This is a genomic window from Paraflavitalea sp. CAU 1676 (assembly GCF_029223285.1).
GTDB lineage: Bacteria > Bacteroidota > Bacteroidia > Chitinophagales > Chitinophagaceae > Paraflavitalea.
Genome location: NZ_JARHUJ010000003.1, coordinates 340992 through 360206 on the forward strand (window position 1 = coordinate 340992; position 19215 = coordinate 360206).

The window sequence follows — 19215 nt, forward strand, 5'->3', positions numbered from 1 at the left end:
TAAGGCCCGGATGCAAAACACAGCATCCGGGCCTTATTATTAAAATCCTTCTTATTTCACAAACTGCAGCTGCCGCTTCACCGCATCACCCTCCAGCACAAACCAGTAAACACCTGAGGGTAAGGCCGCCACATCCGCATCGATGGTGTTGTAACCGGCCGACAGTTTCACTTTCGCCTGCAGCAGAACCCGTCCCGCAGCATCCACCACTTTCCAGACCGCCTGCTCATGCCGCGTCAATTGAACCACCACCCGCGCACGATCCTTCACAGGGTTCGGGAACAATTGCACCTGCACCTCGTTTGGCAAAGCCACACGCACCACCTTCGACAAACTGCTGCGGCCATCGATATCCACCTGCTTCAACCGGTAAAACACAACATCTGCAGCCAGCTTTGTAACACCGCGATCCGTAAAGCGATAGGCATGATCGCCCGCTGTATTGCTCGCAGCCACCACCCCCACTGATTCAAATTTCCTGCCGTCGATGCTTCTTTCTACAATGAACGATTCCGTATTTACCTCATTCGTCGTAGCCCAGCTCAGCAATACATCGTCCTGAGCCAGCCTGCCCGTAAACTCCAGCCAGTTCAACGGCAATGCCGCCATAGCATCGGAAGCCCATAGCTCCAAACCATGCACCTGGTCATTCGCTGTCATAAACACTTTCGAGTTTACCCAAATGAAATAGTCCGGCGTGCTGCCACCCATGGAAACAATATCCTGGATCATCGTGGTGCCAGCGGTTGTTCCATCGCTTCGCCACACTTCTTCACCATTCACCCCATCATTGGCCTGGAACAGGAGCTTATCGCCAACCACATACAGCAACGATGTATTAACGCCATTCGCCGCCCCTGGCATGATATCTTTAACAAGTACAGTACCCGCAGTTGTACCGTCGCTCTTCCACAATTCCGTTCCATAGGCCGCCGTAGCGGCTTTAAAATAAGCAGTATTGCCAATGGCAACAATAGTAGAAATGGCTGTCGAACCACTGCCCACATTGATATCCTTAACCATCACTGTCCCTGCAGTCGTACCATCGCTCTTCCACAATTCGCCACCATTCGTGGCGTCGGAGGCTGTAAAGAACAAAGTACCGTTGATATTGGTGAGGTTAGTGGGATTGCTGCCACCGCTTCCGGATAAGATATCTTTAACCAATAAAGTACCTGCAGTCGTACCATCGCTTTTCCACAATTCCCGTCCGCTGCCAGTCACGGTGGCAGCAAAGAACAGCACACCATTCACAGCCGTCAGCGCGGTCATGGCAGTGCCACTCGTACCTGCAGTAATGTCTTTTACCAGGACAGTACCTGCATCCGTACCATCACTCTTCCACAATTCAATACCTGCCGCTGCAGTTTGAGCTGTGAAGAATAACATACCATTTACATCGGTAAAATTACCAGGGGTGCTGCTAGCACTGCCGCTATAAATATCCTTCACCAGTACAGTACCCGCATCGGTACCGTCCGACTTCCACAACTCCAACCCTGTACTACCCGCACTACAGCTGAAATAAAAAGTATTGCCTACGGCGCCAAAAGCGTTAAAAGTGGTGTTGCCGGCGCCTGCTGTAAGGTCTTTCACCATCACCGTACCCGCCGCAGTACCGTCGGTCTTCCACAGTTCGACCCCATTCGTTCCATTATTGGCAGTAAAGAAGGCAGTACTACCGGCAATCGTTAGCGTGTTGACACCAGGACTACCTATACCGGCCACAATGTCTTTCACCATGACCGTACCCGCAGCAGTACCGTCACTCTTCCAAACCTCCGTACCCGAAGTATTGTCCGATGCGATGAACAGCAACCCACCATTGAAGCTTTTCATATTGTTGACATTCGGTGAAGCAGGTTGCGGATATAGTTTTTTCAACACCGCCGTGCCAGCAGCCGTACCGTCGCTCAAAGTCAGTTCGTACGACATACCGCTCCAATTGGCATAGAACCACAGTTTATTATTGTAGGCAAAAAGCCGTTCCGGAGACCCATTGGTAGTGCCGGGATAAATATCCGACACCAGGTAGCTACCCGCAGCGGTACCGTCCGACCGGTAAAGTTCCCAGCCCGTAGCAGTGGTATATGCCCTGAAATACATGACGCCATTCATGGGCGTTAACAGAACCGGATAAGAGGAGCCGGTACCTGATTCAAACTCTTTTACCACATAAGTACCCGCCGAGGTGCCATCACTGCGATACAACTCATTGCCATTGGCAGCGGTGGCGGCATTGAAGTATACAATATTGTTCATACTCACAAAACCGGCAGGATAGCTGCCAACACTACCGGCCTCAATATCTTTAACCAGCACAGTCCCGGCCGCAGTACCGTCACTCTTCCAAAGTTCCCTGTCCGAGCCGCTGCTGTTGGCTGCGAAATAAAGTAAGCCGTTGTTGTATACAAAACCCGGATACGGGCCGCCATTCGTACCGGGGAAAATATCCTTCACCATCACAGTACCCGCACTCGTGCCGTCACTTTTCCAGAGCTCGGAACCGGCAGCTGCCGTATTGGCCATAAAATACAAAGTGCCGTTGGCGTTACAAAAACTCGTCGGATAGCTGCCACCGGCCCCCGTATAAATGTCTTTGAGCAAAACGGTGCCGGCAGTGGTTCCATCGCTCTTCCACAACTCACCACCCGTCCCATCATCGGCCGAGAGGTAAAGTGATCCATTTACCGCGATCAGGGCAGAGACACCGCCGCTACTGCCGGCATAAATATCTTTAACCAGTGCGGTTCCCGCTTCCGTACCATCCGATTTCCACAACTCCATTCCATTGGTAGGAGTGGTGGCAACAAAATAAAGGACACCGTTCAATACCGTCATCAGATCCGGGCTGGAGGCATTAGTACCCGGGTAGATATCTTTCACCATTACAGTCCCCGCCTCCGTACCATCCGTTTTCCATAACTCAGCGCCGTTGATCGGAGAAGTAGCTACGAAAAATAAAATACCATTGGCTTCCGTGAATTTTTGAGGGTTGCCACTATTTTGCCCGGCATAAATGTCCTTTACCATCACAGTACCGGCAGCCGTCCCGTCCGATTTCCACAGTTCATTGCCGGCATGGTTACCGGCTTTAAAAAAGACAAGACCGTTGTAGGGAGTAAAATTTTCCGGAAAACTTCCGGAAGTCGTCCAGATATCCGGATTGATATCTTTTATCAAACTAAAAGGCTGCGCCATTATGGGGCCAGCACCCAATAAGAATAGGGTAGCGAGAAGCAGGTAGAATTTTGTCATAATGTCCAGAAGTAAGTGTCCAAAAGTGGATGCAAAATATTATGAGAAAACCTACTATTCAATACCCCCAAAGGGTGACAAAAACCCGTCACCCCGTTATGTAATCACACACATATGCGCATCTTTTAAGAACCTGGTTGGCATATAACAGTTACCAGCATATCTTGCAACCCCTAAACCCACCGTAGATGAAGAAATTCATTGGCCTTTTCCTGTTTTTGCCCCTTTTTGCAGAAGCACAATACCGCCCCCGCGTATACCGGGAAGAAAGAAAGATTACCGACTCTGCGAGCTATTACAAGCAAAAACTGATGGCCCTGCAAATGGCAACCATCGACACATTGCGCCAGAGCGAAACATTCCAAAACCTGGCTGAGGCATACAGGCAGCACGCCGGCAAATCCAGGAACTACTCGGGATTCACCCTGTTTTCCGGCCTTACGCATACCGATCTGGGCAACTTCGGCCGGCAGATCGAGGCCAATGGATTCAGCCCCCTCAGCTCCCTGGCACCTAATATCGGTATGGGATTTTCATTCAGGTCCAACCGCATCATGATCGATCTCTATGCAGGCACCGGCTCCTTAAACCTGAAAACGAAAAGGGGCAACGAAACTATTAAGATCAACACAGCTAACTTTCTGCAGCTTGACCTGGGGTACGATCTGTTGAAATCACCAAAAGCAAGCATCTATCCCTATGCAGGCCTCTCAGGCAGGACATCTGCCATCAAATACGAAAAGCCGGAAACAGTCAATAACAATGCAGAAGATATATCAGGATTTATCATCAACAATCAATCCGTAACGGCCATGTCCGGAAAAGTAGGATACCAGGCCGGGATTGGATTCGATTATTCAATCTCCAGCCCACAAAAAACGCCGAGAGCAACCTTGCTGTTTTTGAAGGCAGGCATACAGGGGCCGATCGGAGGAGACAGATACAAAATGAACGGTCATGTGTATCATACCGATCTTAAGCAGGGTAATTGGGTGATCAATATTGGCTTTAAATTTATCGTCCGGCATTAAAAAACGCTTCCTACGACCCCGCATTCAGCAGGTATACCAGCTGCGGAAAATTCCGGATATTATTCTTGCTCAGCATACGGCGGCGGTGCGTTTTCACCGTCTCCACGCTGATGTTCAGGTTGCGCGCAATTTGCTTGCTCGAAAGCCCCTGCGCCACAAGCATCGCAACCTCACGCTCCCGGTCGGTCAGTTGAACGACCGACTGACCGGCAGCAGCCTGCTGCGATTTAAAAACCCGGTGAAAGGCCAGTTGCACCGCTACCAGCAACTGCGTATCCGAATACGGTTTCACCACATACATCACCGGCTCGGTGGCAAAAGCCGCCTGCAAGGTCTTTGAATCAGAGAAAGCAGTCAGGAAAACCACTTCACAGGAGTACAGGTCCTTCAGCTGCTTTGCCAGTTCCACACCATTCACATCGCCCTGGATGTTGATGTCGCATACCACCACCGCAGGCGGCGCCTGCGCGCCATTGCACAAGCGCAAAGCAGTCCCTGCATCTTTCGCAATACCTGCAATTTCAAAATCCTCCTCCTCCAGCAACTCAGCAATACTCGTTGCCGTCACCAGTTCATCTTCCACGATCAATATGGTCACCTGATCTTTCATATAATAGTTAATTAAGCCTTGATAAGGATTGTGTAGGCAGTGCCACTCTGTTGGTCAACCTGCAATTCGCCATTCACCTGCGCCACCAGCGTGCGCACCAGTTTCATGCCAAAGGAATTCGAAGCCACTGTTTGGGCGGCAGCCCCGGCAGACTGACCATTATCAACCACCCGCAGGGAAAGCCCCTCCTTTTTCTCCTGTAGTGATATATTTATTGCAGCCTGCGCCGCGTCACGGAAGGCATGTTTAAAAGCATTCGTCACCAGTTCATTAACGATTAAGCCAATCGGGATGGCCAGGTCGATATTCATCGCGTGCTCAGCCAGCGCCACCTCCGTCTTCACCTGGTGAGCGCCATACCCAAAGCTCAACGCCAGCGATTGAGAAAGATTGGCCAGGTAATCGGCCATATCCACCGTCGCCAGATCCTGGTCCATATACAATCGTTGATGGATCATCGACATGGCCTGGATACGGTTACGGCCTTCCTCCATCGCATCCTTCGCCACGCCATCTTCCAGCCGGTTACCTTGCAACGACAATAGACCCGACACTACCTGCAAATTATTCTTCACCCGGTGGTGCAGCTCCCGTACCAGGGTTTCAATACGTTTGTTCTTTTCTTCCAGCATCACCGCACTCTTTTTCTTTAGCCGGAAACTGCGTACATATAACCCCAGCAGCGCACCCAACAAAACCAAACCAGCCACCAGGAACCAGATCGTCTTATTACGGTTTTCCAATTCCAGTGCCCTGATCGCTTTCTCCTTTTTCTCCATCGTCAAGGCTGTTTCACGCTTTTCGATCTCATAGTCCGACTGCGCCTTCACCATATTCAACGCCTCGTTTTCATCCAGCAAAGTATCCTTACTGCTCACATACTTGCTCTGGTAGGCATACGCTTCTTCGAGGTCGCCTGTAGCTTTATAATGCTCACTCAGGCGCTTGTAAATACCCGTCTCCAGGTAACTGTCATTGCCTTTCACCAGCTCCAGCGATTGCAGCAGGTACTTCTCGGCCTCTTTGTACCGCTTCAGCTTCGATAAGGCAGCGCCGATATTGTTCATGGTAGAAGCAATATCATAGCGCGCTTTACTCTTTTGCCGGATGGCCAGCGCCAGCTCCAGGAATTTCAAGCCCTCTTCGTACCGGCTATGGTCTATGTAAAAATTGCCCAGGTTATTATACACCAGGCCAAGAGCGCCCTGCTCGCCGGTTTGGGTGAACAGATCGACCGCCTTCTTGAAATACAGTTCAGCCGAATCAGGTTCGTGGGTTAAACTATAATTCGTACCCAGACTATTATACGTAAACCCGATCGACGACCGCTCCCGTGCGGCGCCCGGCTGTGCGATGATCTTGCGCAGGTAGGGGAGCGCCTCGGCCGGTTTGCCCGAAGCAGTGTACACGTTCGCGATATTGTTGTACGATTGGATGAGACCACGCTCATCGCGCAGTTTCTCTTTGATGCGGATGCTCTCGATATGTAAAGCGATCGCTTCATCAAAGCGCGCCGACTCGTTCAGCGAATTCGCTTTGTTCATATAGAGAATGGCCAGCAAAGGCTCCAGCTTATATTTAGTGGCTACGCCAATACCGTCATCGAAATATTGAAGGGAAGCTTTGAAATCACTCAGGCGGCGATTGATGACACCTAAGCGACTGTATACATCGGCAGTTTCCCGCTCAAGCCCGGCGTCTTTCAGGATCTGCAGGCTCTCCATCAGCAAACCGCGCGCTTTCTCCAGTTCGCCGAGCTGCTGCACATTGCGGCCGAGGTTGCTATAGGCAAGGGCGATACCTTGTTTGTATTCCGCTTTGCGCGCAATACCCAAAGCAGCGGAGTCAAAACCCAAAGCAATGGCATATTTACTCTGAATACTATATAAGCCCGAAATGCGCAGGTAAGCATCTACTTCACCTTTGTCGTCGCCTGATTGCTGAAATAGGGCCAGCGCCTGTTGCGCATCCTCCATCGCTTGCACTGCAGTACGGGCAGGAGGGGCAATGCGGCTCCGCGCCAGCAATTGACGGGCTTTTTCGGGAACACTGGTCGCTTTTTCAATTAATTGGGAAACACTGTCTGCCCGTGAAGATTGGGCATACAGCATGGGCATAGCCATAAACAGGCATAGGGTACAAAGCAGTCGGTTCATTGGTAACAGGGTGGGGTTCTGTGATGGGGAAGATATGACAAATATCAACATGCCAACACTAAAATCCCAACCCGGTCCAAAACTTGAGCGCGGACAATCTATTTCGCATTTTTCGCCTTTTACAGCCGTCAAATTGACCCGCCCACCTTCACCACCGCCATGCCCTTATGCGTAGGGACGGTTATAACCTTGCTTTTTTCGCAAGCGGTAATACTCAACAACAGCAGCCATTGCTTTTGCCCAACCGGAATCGGCAAATCAAAACGCAATGGCTTTAACGCATCCGTGAAATGTACCACCGGAATATGGGCCGAGACCTTAGAGCAAATACCCGTTTCAAAATCCGGCAACAGGAGCGTCAATTCAGGACGATAACCCGTTACATAACTTCTTTTTTTCCAGCCAGGATGTTTATGGAATTTAAGGGTGACCTGCATCTTATTCTTAGAGGCCTTTACAGTAATGGCATATTCATTCAGCACCAAGCTGTGAAGGGTATACGAAGTACTGCATTCAAAACGCTCAAAGCCCGATAAACTGAAACAATTGTCTTCTTTCAGTTGTTTTCTAAAGTGAGATAATAAACGCGGCCACAGATCACCGTCTTTGTGTTCATGGCGCAGTGCATCGAAGAGCATTTTGGCAGGTTTGTTGCACTCTAGTAAACTGTCTTTACTCTTTTCCATTTCGCCGTTGATGGTGACCGGCTTGATGGACCCGCGGCGGGCCCGCACATGACGGCCGTATTTCCGGCTGTTTACGACCGTAACATCTAAAACAGTACCCTGGACCTTGATCGCGGAAGGAAGAATTCTGGCCATAACGTATCGCATTTAAGTGATTAACAATAAGATATGATTCGAATAGTTAATATACGTAGAGACTTGACGGGCAGATTTAAAAGCTCAAAAAATATAGCGTTTCTAAAGCGCTGTTATAGCGTCCTTCTCCCGATACCTCAGCGATGTTCCAGCGTCGTTTCAGCGACCCTGTAGCGACCTTACAGCGACATTATAGCGACCTTATAGCGATATTACAGCGATGCACTTTCCTGTTACTTCCCGCCTTCCCCCATATCTCCCCCCGGTCACACCCTGGTCAGGGCCAATGCAGCCAGGGCACGCATTTGCAAAAAGATAGGTAGCCCGGTTGTTTTCAATCCTCCCAACTTGTATTATCTTCCCGCCTACACCCACTAACAACCTTTACCCAACGCCCAAACCATGTTCATCATCTACGGACAAAGAAAATTGCGTATCAAGCGATACACCGAACACAACGAACGCTGCTCCCATTGCGCCACATTCGACATGACCGTCTCTGTCTATCACGGGTACTTCCACCTCTTCTTTATCCCATTCTGGCCTATCAGCGATCGTACCTCTTCTATACAATGCAACAACTGTGGCAGGGGAGCGAGGATCGATTCACTCCAGTATCAGTACGAAAGGCAAACGCGCAAACCATTTTATCTGTACACGGGTCTCATCCTCATTGGCAGCCTCGTCGCCTGGATCGCAGTGGCCAATCACAATACCCAAAAGGAAAAACGGGCCTTCGTACTTAGCCCGCGCGCCGGAGATATTTATACCATGCGGCACGATAGCGCGAATACTGTCCAGTATTATTTTCTTAAAGTAAGCGCGGTAAAAGGCGACTCAGTGATGCTTAATCACGGCGCATACATGTATACTGGATTTGTCTCCAGCCCCGATAGCAAAGATTATTTCGTTGAGGACATCGAATACGGCCTTACCAAACAGGCATTGCTGCAAATGTTAGAGGAAGATAAGATCAATGGTGTAACACGCCACTAAACCCAGCATATCAACCATCATCGGCTGTCATGGTTTATTCGGTAAATTCGCACCATGAGCCATGATCCATTTGCCGCACTCGACAATCCCGCCTGGTGGGCACTCGGCAGCGCACAGCTAGCATTTGCCGCCGGTAATACATTCGTTCAACGATACCGCCGCGGTATACTTCCGTTCGCCGCCTTCGATCATCACCATCCGGCAGCGATAGACCAGCTCAACGAATGGATCGGACCAGGAGAAGTGTTCTTCCTCATTGGCCACCTGCCACCCATACCTGCACAGTGGACCATCCTCGCCGAATTGCCCTGCGCCCAGATGATCAACCAGTCAGCCGTAACAACTCCCGCGGGCGACGTCACGATAGCCTCCTTGACCGCGGAGCACAAAATGAACATGTACCAGCTCATCCAAAAAGTGCAGCCCGGCTATTACGAACCCGATACGCACCAGCTCGGTAAATATTACGGCATCTGGCAGCAAGAGCAACTGGTGGCCATTGCCGGCGAACGCATGAAACTCGAAGAGCTCACCGAGATCAGTGCCATCTGCACCGATCCCGCCTACACCGGCCGCCAATATGCGCAGCACCTCATCGCACACCTCTGCAACACCAATCTCGACGAAGGCAAGATCCCATTCCTCCACGTACTCGAAACCAACGACCGCGCGATAGGTCTTTACGAATACATGGGCTTCACCAAACGGCGCACCATCAGCTTTTGGAAACTCCGCCGCGAAGCCTAAGCAACCAGAAATCCACCAAATGTTTATGGAAATTGAGCAGGGCTGCATCTCAGCATAAAACCAGCCTATGCAATACACCCAATGGTTAGGAACCCTGCTCAAAATCACGCTCCTCAGCACCTTTTTCGCATGCAACAACGGCCCCTGCGCCGGATACAATATCACGTACCCCAAAGGCGGATATGCTTATCCAGCTACCCACGAAAACATCGACACCACCTTCTTCTGTTATCCCATTCGCAACGAACTTTCCCGGAGAGATTCGATGATGTGGGCAGTCTCCGAACTCTATTTTACGCGATTCCATGAACCCAACCTTAGCATCAAACCCATGCCGCAGGAAACATTCCGCTTTCTGTATGGTGGCGGCTTTGGCGACATGACCTTCATTACAATAACCCCCACCAGTCTCGTCACTAAAAGTGGATACCCCGGCGAAATATTTGCCTACGATTCATTGAACAAATTCCTTACACCAGCAGAAACACTCCATTACCGGTTTCTCTACAAAAACTTCCCGTTGGAAAGGAAGTCAGATTGGCCGCCTGCCCGGCAACGCTACATCGACTCCATGCTGCAGCTGTACCCGCAATTACAGGATGTGAAATACTATATCGCCCTCAAGAAGAAGTTGATCCTGCACAACGAAGTGATAAAACCCTACACCACCACCACCAAAACCATCACCTGCCAACAGTACAAAGAGATCGTCGACGCCATCAACCGGTCGGGCTATTGGTCATTGCCACCCGACGCACCAACTGTTTGTATGTCCGCTACCGATCAATCGGGCTTTTCGCTCGAAGCCAATACAAAGCACCAGTATCATCGGGTAGGCACCATCGATTGTTCAGAAGATACCGCCGCATTCACCAAAGCCTGTCAAAAGATCGTCGACCTTGCCGGCCTCAGTAAGAAAATACATGTGTATCGGGGAGGCAGCGACTGATTCGAAAAACCGGCCCCTTACATAAGCGCCATAGACATCCACCACTTCGACGCAATACCCCCATTCTTTGTCGTACCAGCACCCGTAGCGGGCCGGTCGAAAGCCCTACCTTGCACACTATAAAATCGTTTCAATGAAAAAGATCAGCTGGTTCATGCACGTATCTCTCGACGGATTGGTATCTCGCCCCAATGGTGGAATCGATTGGGTAAAGCTCGATGATAAAATGTTCGACTTAGCCCACCTGCGCTCCCAGGAATCCGATGTCGCCATCTATGCCCGTAAAACCTTTGAGCTGATGGAAAGCTATTGGCCCACCGCCGCCAGCAAACCCAATCCCACCAAACACGATCTGGAACACTCGGCCTGGTACAGCCAGGTAAAAAAATACGTCGTTTCCAACAGCTGGAAGGGACGCCCCCTGGCCAACGCCAGCCTCATCAGCGATAACCTCATAGAAACGGTCGCCCAACTCAAACAAGGCGACGGTAAGAACATCATTCTCTTTGGCAGCCCATCCCTCGGCCAGCAACTCACCGAAGCCGAACTGATCGACGATTACTGGTTATTCATAAACCCGGTCATCATAGGAGAGGGCGCCCCATTGTTTCGCGATATTAAACACCAGGTGAACCTCAAACTGGAAGAAACCTTTACCTTCGGGGGCGGAGCCATAGGCTTACATTACAAAAAGTGAATCGCAAACCATGCCCAACAGGAGAACACTTCGCATCTGTCCAAAGGGCCATAAATATTTCAAGAGCAGCGATTGCCCTACCTGTCCCGTCTGCGAACAGGAAAACAAACCAGGCACAGGATTTCTATCCTTGCTATCAGCCCCGGCACGCCGCGCACTGCAACACGCAGCCATCAATGACCTCGCCCGGTTAGCCACCTGCACCGAAAAAGAAATACTGGCCCTCCACGGCATTGGCCCATCCGCCATGCCCATACTCCGCAAAGCCCTCAAAGCCGAAGGCCTGTCCTTCCGCAAACTATAGATCCACACACACCCTCCATTTAAAAAATCACTTGTTCCGTTTTGTACAATTTCAGTCCGGCGCCTCATGATAGTTTTGTGTCATCAAACAAATCAAAACGTACAATCATGAAACGTATCACACAGCTCACAATCGCCATAGCCAGCATCTTATTATTCACAGCCTGCGGTGCAGCCACCTCACCCGCCAACAAAACAGTAGCCGGCAACCTCGACGAAGCCATCAAAGCCATCGCCGAAAGCAATGCCATCTATTTCCAGGCATTTGCCAAAGGCGATTCCTCCATCTTCATCGATCGCTATGCCGAAGACTGCTGCATCATGGCGCCCGAAGCACCTCAGCTATGCGGCCCCATCGCGCCACTCGAGTTCTTCCGGATCGCGTATCATCAGATCGGACTGCGCAATGGCAAGTTCATCACCACCGCCATCTACGGCGATGGAGTGGAGTATGTAACAGAAGAAGGCCTCTGGCAGTCCTTCGATGCCAACGGAAAAATGTTCGACGATGGAAAGTTTCTCGTGCTCTGGAAAAAAACACCCAAAGGTTGGAAGATGTTCCGCGATTCCTTTAGCAGCAACCATCCTCAGCACTAAGCGAGGCACCCAAAGCGGCCTTTTGAAATCGGTTACATCGACACCGCAAAAGCATAATAGTATAGCCGTGAACACACACCGGACAGCAGATCGATCAACAGCCGGCGCACCAGTATAGCCATGATCAAAAAGGCGCCCATCCCGCACCAGTGGCGCCTTTCAGGGATAAACAAGGTCTTATATGCAACTAATTCCGTATATTGGTTGAAATAGGACATTGTTTATCCCTCTTGCTTTGCAAGCATTCACCCGCACCGAAAAGGAAAAGTCAACTGAAGGCGACAATAAACCGGAATAAACAAAGCAGGGGAGAGAAGAGGAAGGAGATCTGTCTGGGGTAGGGACATAAAAAAAGGGCCAGCATAAAAATACAGCCCCGTTTTAAAATCCAATATCCTATGAAAAACCGAGACAAAAATAAGGGCAAATCCACACACTACCAATACCCCCTAAGTAGTATTTTCAATAAATCTGTTAAAATATTATTGTGCTGGATCCGCACAACTTCAAAAAACACTACCCATATAGGTAAGTTCGTATATGAACACGTCGCCTGTAATGCAGTACGGACCGCATTGTCCGTAGAAATACTTAAAAATCCTGCAAAAGAAAACGTATATTCATGGAAGGAAATTCACCTCATCCCCTAACCATGATCAGCTACACCACGGAGCGAAAAAATTATTGGCCGTATATCCTCAGGCAATGGATCATTATAGCAATGATCTACGCAGTTTGCATTATTCTGATGAAATTATTCCTGTCCGATTTCAAAAATGCTTACTACTGGATCTGTGCAGGAGTAAGCGGGTTGGGAATGGTCAGGTGGCTCGACAAAGAATGGATACAGGATATCTCCATCGATGAGCAAGCCAAAACCATCACCCACCATTACCGTAGTCCACTCAATGGAGAAGGCGAAAAAATACATATCCTGCGCGATGTACAGCTCTATGTAAAAACCAGTACCCAAAATGGGAAACCCGCCATCCGATCGCTTACACTGTATAAACAAAGACGGCGCGTACTCGTGCTGCAAACCCGCGAAGATGGCTTCACCCCCGAAACACTGGAAGCCATCCGGCAGCAATTGATCCGCCTCGGTGTACAGCAATAAAATACCCACCACAAAAAGAAAGCGGCCACAGCTAAGCTGCAGCCGCCCACACTAAAAAGAACGATCAACTATCTTCTTTCGTTGAAAACGCCGAACTCAGCGATCTGCGGCGCCTCACTAAAGCCATCTATCAATATCCGCACTTTCTCGCCATACACCCGGTCAAACCGGTGGATCTTGATCCTGCTTGTATTTCCCCCGCTCAGCAAAGGCTTCCACGCACCATTCTGATAATACTCCAGCCGGTATTTTTTGATCCGCGGATGACGCGATTCCGCCACCACGATCATGTTGAAACCTTCTTCTTTCTTCAATACCACCTCAAACCAGGGCTGCTTCACCGTCGGGTTCGAGATCCAGGGCTTCCCGAAATCGTCGTCCACCGCAAAATCCATGATCCACATATCATCGCTCCAGCTCGCATTAGCGGCCTGGCGTTTCGCCAGGTTCGAAGAAATGACCGGTGCATCGAAAGCCGGCAACTTGGTCGTAGCCCCGTTGTTTTTCCAGGCAGCGCCGATCTGCTTCAGAGTAGCCACGGCATTGTCATCGATCAGCCCCTCGCGGTTCGGCGCCACATTCAGGATGAAATTGCAGAAAGCATTGTTCATCGGAACGATATTCTCATTCACCAGCCTGTTCACGTCCTTCACCGGGCTCGTCGGGAACGATTTCTTCCAGAACCACGCGTCATTGATCGGCAAACAGGACAGCGCCGGCAATTGGTTGCTCTCTTTCGAAATATGCTGACCCGCACCCTGCTCATACGACTTGATATCGGTATAATACAGCGCCTCTGCAGGATATTTCGCCGCATTGAGGTCCATTACCAGGCAGTTCGGTTGAATGGACTTGATCAGGTTATACACTTCCTCAAACGGAATATCATCATAAGAGATCCTCGACCAGGGCGCATCCCATCCGTCGATGATCAACGCAGAGATCTCCCCATAGTTGGTCAGCAACTCCGTCAGCTGCGCCTTCACCAACGCAATATGCTGCGGCGTAATATGGCCCGGGCGTAGCTTATGATGCGTATCCAGGATGGAGAAATACAACATCACCTTCAGGCCATTGGCGCGAAACGCATTCACGTATTCACGCACCACATCTTTCTTGTACGGACTGTTCATCACATTGTAATCCGTCGTCTTCGTGTCCCAGATCGCAAAACCACTGTGGTGCTTGGTCGTCAAACAGCCATAGCTCATATTGGCCGACTTCGCCGCCTTCGCCCACTGGTCGCAATTCAGTTTGGTCGGATTGAACAGCGCCGGAGAAGCCTCCGGATCGGCCCAGTCCTGGTCCATGAACGTCGGAATATTGAAGTGGATGAACATGCCGAAACGCAGATCCACAAACCCCTGCTGCAAAGCCACCAGGTCCTGGCCGGCCTTCGCCTTGGGCGCCTGCGCCTCCGCAGCGCCAGGCAGTAACAAAGAAGTACAGAGACTTGCACACACCAGGGCATTCCTGGTAAACCTCAAATGATTCATGTTGCTTTATTATGATTTAAAAGTATACACTTTTACCCAACAGTCGCCACCCTTCTACGGATTGTAGAAGAACGTCAGTTCACTCATATGGCTGTCATCACTGTGGTCGATCGTCTCCAGTACCCTTATGCGAATGTACCGCACCGGCGGAATACCCGGCAACAGATCAACTTTGAAAGGAACCGTTCCCATGTCGTTACGGATCACTTCTTTCAGCAGCGTCCATCCCTTGGCAACCGACTCCGCCTTCCAGCCCGGATCATTGCCCGGCAGGGTAGTGGCCGCATTCGTAAGATCGGCAATGCCCCACACTTCATATTTCGTTACGTTGTGATAAGGATTCGCATTCGTACGCCCGATATTCTCTACCTGCGTCAACGTATACGTAGCACCCAGATCGATCGTAAAGTGATGCGGCATGCCATCACCGTCTGTATGGTAGATCTCCGGATAATCACCGCCCTTACCATCCCACAACCACTCCAGGCTGGTGCCCCACGCATCACCTGCCACATCGTTGGGAAGTTTGGCAACACTCCAGCTCGCTTTCGAAATGGGCACACCCTTAACGGCGATGGAATCTTTCTTAACCACTTTAAAAGTGTCGATCGCAGACCGCGAAGGCTTATAGGCCGATTGATAGTATAGCTTGGTGCCCACCTTCCAGGGAATGAAAGTATTGTAGCTGGAAGAATCAACCACCAGCTCGCGCTCCACACCACCAAGGTCGGTAAACCAGATGCGGGTGCCGGCATTCACCGTATCGGCCTTGGCCCAGGCGAGCGACAGCAACTTGCTGTCGGCCGAATAGTTCACACCCAGCAGCGTTCTGTTGAGCAGGGTACTTTCATACTTCGCGCCCAGAATACGGCCGGTAACATAAGCAGGAACGCTTCTGTTACCTTCCTTGTCATAGGTGTAAATAGTGAACGTGTAAGAAGTTTCCAGCAACTTGTCGACGATCACCTTGACCGTATCCACACCCTGCTTCCGGTTAATGGCAACGGTCACCGAATCGTGGCCATTGTTCCAGAAAACCTTTGCCTGCGTAATGGTTGGGTCCGACACCAGTTGCCAGCGCAACATGGCGCGGTCGTGGCCCGGCAAAAACTCAACCTCGGTCGGTTTACCCGGGTATACCTTCGGTTGATCCGGAAGGAACGCCTTCCAGTCGTCCTGCTTTACGCAGGAAGCCCAAACCAACGCAGCCGTCACCAATAGGAGGCCGGCCCCCGCCAGCTTCCTGGATGCATGTATTGACGAAAATAACTTCATGTAAAATGAGTTGAATAATTAGTAATGATTGTTTGCCTTTCCAGGCCTCGTTGTCTTCCCTACGGCTGCCCCCATATCGAAAGCTCCGCAATATTCGTGGCCGACATCGTAAACGTTTCAATCACCTTGATACGCAGGTAACGCACCGGCTCCTTATCCAGCCCCACCGTCATCTCTTCCCCCTTCGCCACCGCAGCGATATCATCGGCGCTCAATTGCCCCAGCGGCAGCCCCGAAGGCTTCACCACCGTATGCTCCACCAGCTTCGTCCAGTTGCTCCAGCCACCATCCGTATCAGGAGTGTTCGATCCCCATATCTCAAACTTCTTCGGGTTATTCGCATTGTACGCCCAGTCATTCACCGGCGATTGACGCTGCCACATCGTAAGGCGGCTCAGCTTCACCTTAATGCCCATATCAAACGTGAACCACATCGGGAAAGGCTTGGTCTGCGTATGGAACATATCCCAGAAACCGAGGTAAGAACCATTCCAGAGATTTTCCATCGGCAATCCCCAGTCGTCACCGATATCCGTCGGCAACTGCACTTTCTTGAACAGCTTTTTATCCAGCGCTTTTTCATAAAGCGGCTTGTACGTCTTCGTCATCGTATCGGAGACATTACCATACCGGTCACGCACATAGAACGAGAACTTCCTGGCCGCACTGTCGTACCCGCGCAGCGTGAACGTACCAGCCTCCAGGGTCGTATATTGAACATAGGCCTGCGCCATCAACCCCTTATCATCGGGTGTCAAAACATAAATGGCCACATCAGCCTTCGATTCATTACCAAATGAGATGCGCAGACCGCCAAAATCTTCACCTACGGCCAGGCTCCTGTACACCAGCGTCACCGGAGCCGTCAGCGGCTTTACTTTTACTGTTACAGGCTCGGATACCTGCTCACTGCGGTTTACCACATACAGCTTCACGGCATGTTCCAGTGTGTCTCCAAACCCGTCCACAGTCAGTTTATTGGCATAATACGAAGCCTTCATTTCCTGTTTGTTCCCGGGTTGCCGCTCATACTCGGCTTTCACATACAGGATCGAATTGTCGTGCGGCAACGAGTACGTGATCTCCGCAGCACCAGGCAGGTTCTTCACGGCCGTGCTGGTCACAGCTGCCGGCACCACACCTTCACCATACAAAGATTGATGCGCTGATTTCTTACAGGCCGCTGCCAGCAACAGCAGCGGTAAAGCATATGATAGGGGAATACGTTTCATGATTTTTAGTTAAGGTCATTGAAGGGAATTACCAGCCCGGGTTTTGAACCAGTTTGGGATTGATCAGCAGATCGTTTTTGGAGATCGGCCACAGGTAATCACGCACCTGGTACGATTGCGTCCAAAGTGGTTTCAACCTGTAATAAGTGGCAGGGGTAGCACCGGCAATGTCCCAGCCCATGACAATATGGTTCTGCTCTTCAATAGCACGCTTCCAGCGACGCAGATCCCAGAAACGGCTGGCCTCAAAACTCAGTTCGATCAACCGCTCCTGCTGAATGATGGCACGCAAACCGTCCTGGTTCGTGTACTTCGAAGGCGATTTCGAGAACTGGCTCCACGAAGCTTCTACCGTTTTCAATCCCGCCCTCGCACGCACCAGGTTCACATGCTTCAGGATATCGGCATTACCCGGGCCTTCCGCTTCATTCAACGCTTCCGCATACAACAGGTAGAGATCGGCCAGGCGGAACAGCGGGAACGGATATGCTTCTGTAGAAGTACTCTGACCTTCATTCACCACAAACTTCCAGCTCACGATCTTCTTGGTGAAGTACCCGGTTACAGAATAACCAAACACGTTCTTCTGCGCCTGGTTCATGCCCCAGCGTGCATTGATATTCCAGGTACCATTTTGCATATACCATTTCGCCCCGTCGAACGAGATGTCCGCATAGAACCTCGGCTCACGGTCAAAATGGAGCGCCGCCGTTTGGTAACCCACCTGCATCTTGTCCGCCTCTTCCGGCGAAATCGTACGCACCGTATAACGATTGCCATAATCATAGGTCTTGTCCTCTTCAATAGGCACACCATTTTTCGAATAGAACTGCTCAACGATCTTCATCGTCGGGGCCAGCTGGCCCAGCGGATCCTGGTTGCCCAGGCGCGAAGGATCCAGCTTCGGACAGGCCAGCCGCTGCATATACCCATCCATCCGGCTGTTCGAAGAACCCCAGATCAATTCCTGATTCCACTTTTCACACACACTGTTCCGGATACTCATCTCCGTCTTCATCGAAGCCGGCAGGTTCACGATCGGATCATCGAACTGATACAACGCAATGCCCGCAGCATGGCACGCATCGATCGCTTCCTTACAGGCCGCAGCTGCACGCACCCATTTTTGTTTATCGTAAGTGGTATTGAATAACAAGGTCCCATCCGCATTCTTGAAACCGGTAAAGTCGGCATTGCCGTTGAACAGCGGACTTGCCGCCTCCACCAGCAACCTGGCCTTCACAGCTTTCGCTATAGGTGCAGTGATCCGCCCCAGCTCGGTCGTACGGGCCTGGATCGTGGCAGGCAACAACTTGGCCGACGAATCCAGCAGCCCGGCGATATAATTCACCACCGTATCCACCGGCATCCGCACGATCTTAACCTGCTCAGCCGTAACATCCGTTGGCAGGTTCTTATCGATGATGTGTATCGGACCATACATCCGCAGCAAATACCAATGGTAATAAGCCTTCAGGAACATCACCTCTCCCTGCCAGCGGCGAAGCATATAAGGTTCCAGGTCTACCACTTTCTCTACATTGTCCAGGAAAATATTGCAGTCCCGGATCCCCTGGTACATACTCTGCCAGTAAGAGAAATAAGGCATGGTCGCATTCTGCAGGCCCATAGCCACCGACATCGGCTCCTGACTGATCGTACTGAAGCTGATATCCTGCCAGGTCTCATCGCCCGCACCATAAGCAGGATTGTTGTTGTAATTGCCTTCACTGGGCAACCACGAATAACAGGTGAACAGGTATTTCTCAGCCTCCGTACGGATACTGAAAGCATTTTCGACCGTAGCCACATTGTCCGGCACCACGTCGATGAATTTTTCGCATGAAGCGAGGCCCGTAATGCCTGCCGTCAGCACCACCAGCAGCGAATATTTGATTGAATGATTGAGTCGCATTCCGTAGAAATAAAA

At 50.8% G+C, this 19215-nt stretch carries 16 protein-coding genes; 8 read left to right on the forward strand and 8 right to left on the reverse strand.

Features of this window, described 5'->3' with window-relative positions; genetic code table 11:
• Positions 1-51: 51 nt before the first annotated feature.
• Positions 52-3258, reverse strand: coding sequence for an ELWxxDGT repeat protein (locus tag P2H89_RS10265; RefSeq protein ID WP_275826632.1), 3207 nt, complete (start codon positions 3256-3258; stop codon positions 52-54).
• Positions 3259-3446: 188 nt separating this feature from the next.
• On the opposite strand from P2H89_RS10265, the gene P2H89_RS10270 reads away from it, so the two are divergent.
• Positions 3447-4289 carry a hypothetical protein gene (locus tag P2H89_RS10270; protein WP_275826633.1) on the forward strand — a complete coding sequence of 281 codons (843 nt, stop codon included), beginning with the start codon at positions 3447-3449 and terminating at the stop codon, positions 4287-4289.
• A 10-nt stretch (positions 4290-4299) separates the two neighbouring features.
• Here the strand turns inward: P2H89_RS10270 and P2H89_RS10275 are convergent, their stop codons facing one another.
• From P2H89_RS10275 to P2H89_RS10285, 3 genes are all read right to left on the reverse strand, one after another.
• On the reverse strand, positions 4300-4899 hold the full coding sequence (locus P2H89_RS10275; protein ID WP_275826634.1) for a DNA-binding response regulator: 600 nt from the start codon (positions 4897-4899) through the stop codon (positions 4300-4302).
• 11 nt (positions 4900-4910) lie between these two features.
• A complete protein-coding gene (locus P2H89_RS10280) occupies positions 4911-7055 on the reverse strand; it encodes a tetratricopeptide repeat protein (RefSeq protein WP_275826635.1) in 2145 nt (714 codons plus the stop codon).
• Positions 7056-7183: 128 nt separating this feature from the next.
• A complete protein-coding gene (locus P2H89_RS10285; RefSeq protein WP_275826636.1) occupies positions 7184-7876 on the reverse strand; it encodes a hypothetical protein in 693 nt (230 codons plus the stop codon).
• A gap of 402 nt (positions 7877-8278) precedes the next feature.
• On the opposite strand from P2H89_RS10285, the gene P2H89_RS10290 reads away from it, so the two are divergent.
• The 7 genes from P2H89_RS10290 (at position 8279) to P2H89_RS10320 (ending at position 13282) form a co-directional block, all read left to right on the forward strand.
• Positions 8279-8872: a zinc ribbon domain-containing protein gene (locus tag P2H89_RS10290; RefSeq protein ID WP_275826637.1), complete on the forward strand. Its 594-nt coding sequence runs from the start codon at positions 8279-8281 to the stop codon at positions 8870-8872.
• A 54-nt stretch (positions 8873-8926) separates the two neighbouring features.
• Entirely contained in the window at positions 8927-9619 is a 693-nt protein-coding gene (locus P2H89_RS10295; protein WP_275826638.1) for a GNAT family N-acetyltransferase, read from the forward strand.
• 67 nt (positions 9620-9686) lie between these two features.
• Entirely contained in the window at positions 9687-10568 is an 882-nt protein-coding gene (locus P2H89_RS10300) for a hypothetical protein (RefSeq protein WP_275826640.1), read from the forward strand.
• 133 nt (positions 10569-10701) lie between these two features.
• On the forward strand, positions 10702-11265 hold the full coding sequence (locus tag P2H89_RS10305; protein ID WP_275826642.1) for a dihydrofolate reductase family protein: 564 nt from the start codon (positions 10702-10704) through the stop codon (positions 11263-11265).
• A gap of 10 nt (positions 11266-11275) precedes the next feature.
• Entirely contained in the window at positions 11276-11569 is a 294-nt protein-coding gene (locus tag P2H89_RS10310; protein ID WP_275826643.1) for an RNA polymerase alpha subunit C-terminal domain-containing protein, read from the forward strand.
• A 107-nt stretch (positions 11570-11676) separates the two neighbouring features.
• Entirely contained in the window at positions 11677-12165 is a 489-nt protein-coding gene (locus P2H89_RS10315) for a nuclear transport factor 2 family protein (RefSeq protein ID WP_275826644.1), read from the forward strand.
• A gap of 622 nt (positions 12166-12787) precedes the next feature.
• Positions 12788-13282, forward strand: coding sequence for a hypothetical protein (locus tag P2H89_RS10320; protein WP_275826645.1), 495 nt, complete (start codon positions 12788-12790; stop codon positions 13280-13282).
• A gap of 68 nt (positions 13283-13350) precedes the next feature.
• Here P2H89_RS10320 and P2H89_RS10325 read toward each other — a convergent pair whose 3' ends face one another.
• From P2H89_RS10325 to P2H89_RS10340, 4 genes are read right to left on the reverse strand one after another with little or no spacing between them, the layout of a single operon-like run.
• On the reverse strand, positions 13351-14778 hold the full coding sequence (locus P2H89_RS10325) for an alpha-L-fucosidase (RefSeq protein WP_275826646.1): 1428 nt from the start codon (positions 14776-14778) through the stop codon (positions 13351-13353).
• A gap of 54 nt (positions 14779-14832) precedes the next feature.
• Complete coding sequence (locus P2H89_RS10330; protein WP_275826647.1) at positions 14833-16053, reverse strand: DUF4998 domain-containing protein; 1221 nt, start codon at positions 16051-16053, stop codon at positions 14833-14835.
• A 59-nt stretch (positions 16054-16112) separates the two neighbouring features.
• Entirely contained in the window at positions 16113-17285 is a 1173-nt protein-coding gene (locus P2H89_RS10335) for a DUF5000 domain-containing lipoprotein (protein ID WP_275826648.1), read from the reverse strand.
• Positions 17286-17313: 28 nt separating this feature from the next.
• A complete protein-coding gene (locus tag P2H89_RS10340) occupies positions 17314-19200 on the reverse strand; it encodes a RagB/SusD family nutrient uptake outer membrane protein (RefSeq protein ID WP_275826649.1) in 1887 nt (628 codons plus the stop codon).
• Between the last annotated feature and the right edge of the window lie 15 nt (positions 19201-19215).

What these genes read in the sequence shown, in the direction of transcription:
- P2H89_RS10265 (WP_275826632.1), bottom strand. Translation starts at nt 3,258, where the DNA reads ATGACAAAATTCTACCTGCTTCTCGCTACCCTATTCTTATTGGGTGCT.
- P2H89_RS10270 (WP_275826633.1), top strand. Translation starts at nt 3,447, where the DNA reads ATGAAGAAATTCATTGGCCTTTTCCTGTTTTTGCCCCTTTTTGCAGAA.
- P2H89_RS10275 (WP_275826634.1), bottom strand. Translation starts at nt 4,899, where the DNA reads ATGAAAGATCAGGTGACCATATTGATCGTGGAAGATGAACTGGTGACG.
- P2H89_RS10280 (WP_275826635.1), bottom strand. Translation starts at nt 7,055, where the DNA reads ATGAACCGACTGCTTTGTACCCTATGCCTGTTTATGGCTATGCCCATG.
- P2H89_RS10285 (WP_275826636.1), bottom strand. Translation starts at nt 7,876, where the DNA reads ATGGCCAGAATTCTTCCTTCCGCGATCAAGGTCCAGGGTACTGTTTTA.
- P2H89_RS10290 (WP_275826637.1), top strand. Translation starts at nt 8,279, where the DNA reads ATGTTCATCATCTACGGACAAAGAAAATTGCGTATCAAGCGATACACC.
- P2H89_RS10295 (WP_275826638.1), top strand. Translation starts at nt 8,927, where the DNA reads ATGAGCCATGATCCATTTGCCGCACTCGACAATCCCGCCTGGTGGGCA.
- P2H89_RS10300 (WP_275826640.1), top strand. Translation starts at nt 9,687, where the DNA reads ATGCAATACACCCAATGGTTAGGAACCCTGCTCAAAATCACGCTCCTC.
- P2H89_RS10305 (WP_275826642.1), top strand. Translation starts at nt 10,702, where the DNA reads ATGAAAAAGATCAGCTGGTTCATGCACGTATCTCTCGACGGATTGGTA.
- P2H89_RS10310 (WP_275826643.1), top strand. Translation starts at nt 11,276, where the DNA reads ATGCCCAACAGGAGAACACTTCGCATCTGTCCAAAGGGCCATAAATAT.
- P2H89_RS10315 (WP_275826644.1), top strand. Translation starts at nt 11,677, where the DNA reads ATGAAACGTATCACACAGCTCACAATCGCCATAGCCAGCATCTTATTA.
- P2H89_RS10320 (WP_275826645.1), top strand. Translation starts at nt 12,788, where the DNA reads ATGGAAGGAAATTCACCTCATCCCCTAACCATGATCAGCTACACCACG.
- P2H89_RS10325 (WP_275826646.1), bottom strand. Translation starts at nt 14,778, where the DNA reads ATGAATCATTTGAGGTTTACCAGGAATGCCCTGGTGTGTGCAAGTCTC.
- P2H89_RS10330 (WP_275826647.1), bottom strand. Translation starts at nt 16,053, where the DNA reads ATGAAGTTATTTTCGTCAATACATGCATCCAGGAAGCTGGCGGGGGCC.
- P2H89_RS10335 (WP_275826648.1), bottom strand. Translation starts at nt 17,285, where the DNA reads ATGAAACGTATTCCCCTATCATATGCTTTACCGCTGCTGTTGCTGGCA.
- P2H89_RS10340 (WP_275826649.1), bottom strand. Translation starts at nt 19,200, where the DNA reads ATGCGACTCAATCATTCAATCAAATATTCGCTGCTGGTGGTGCTGACG.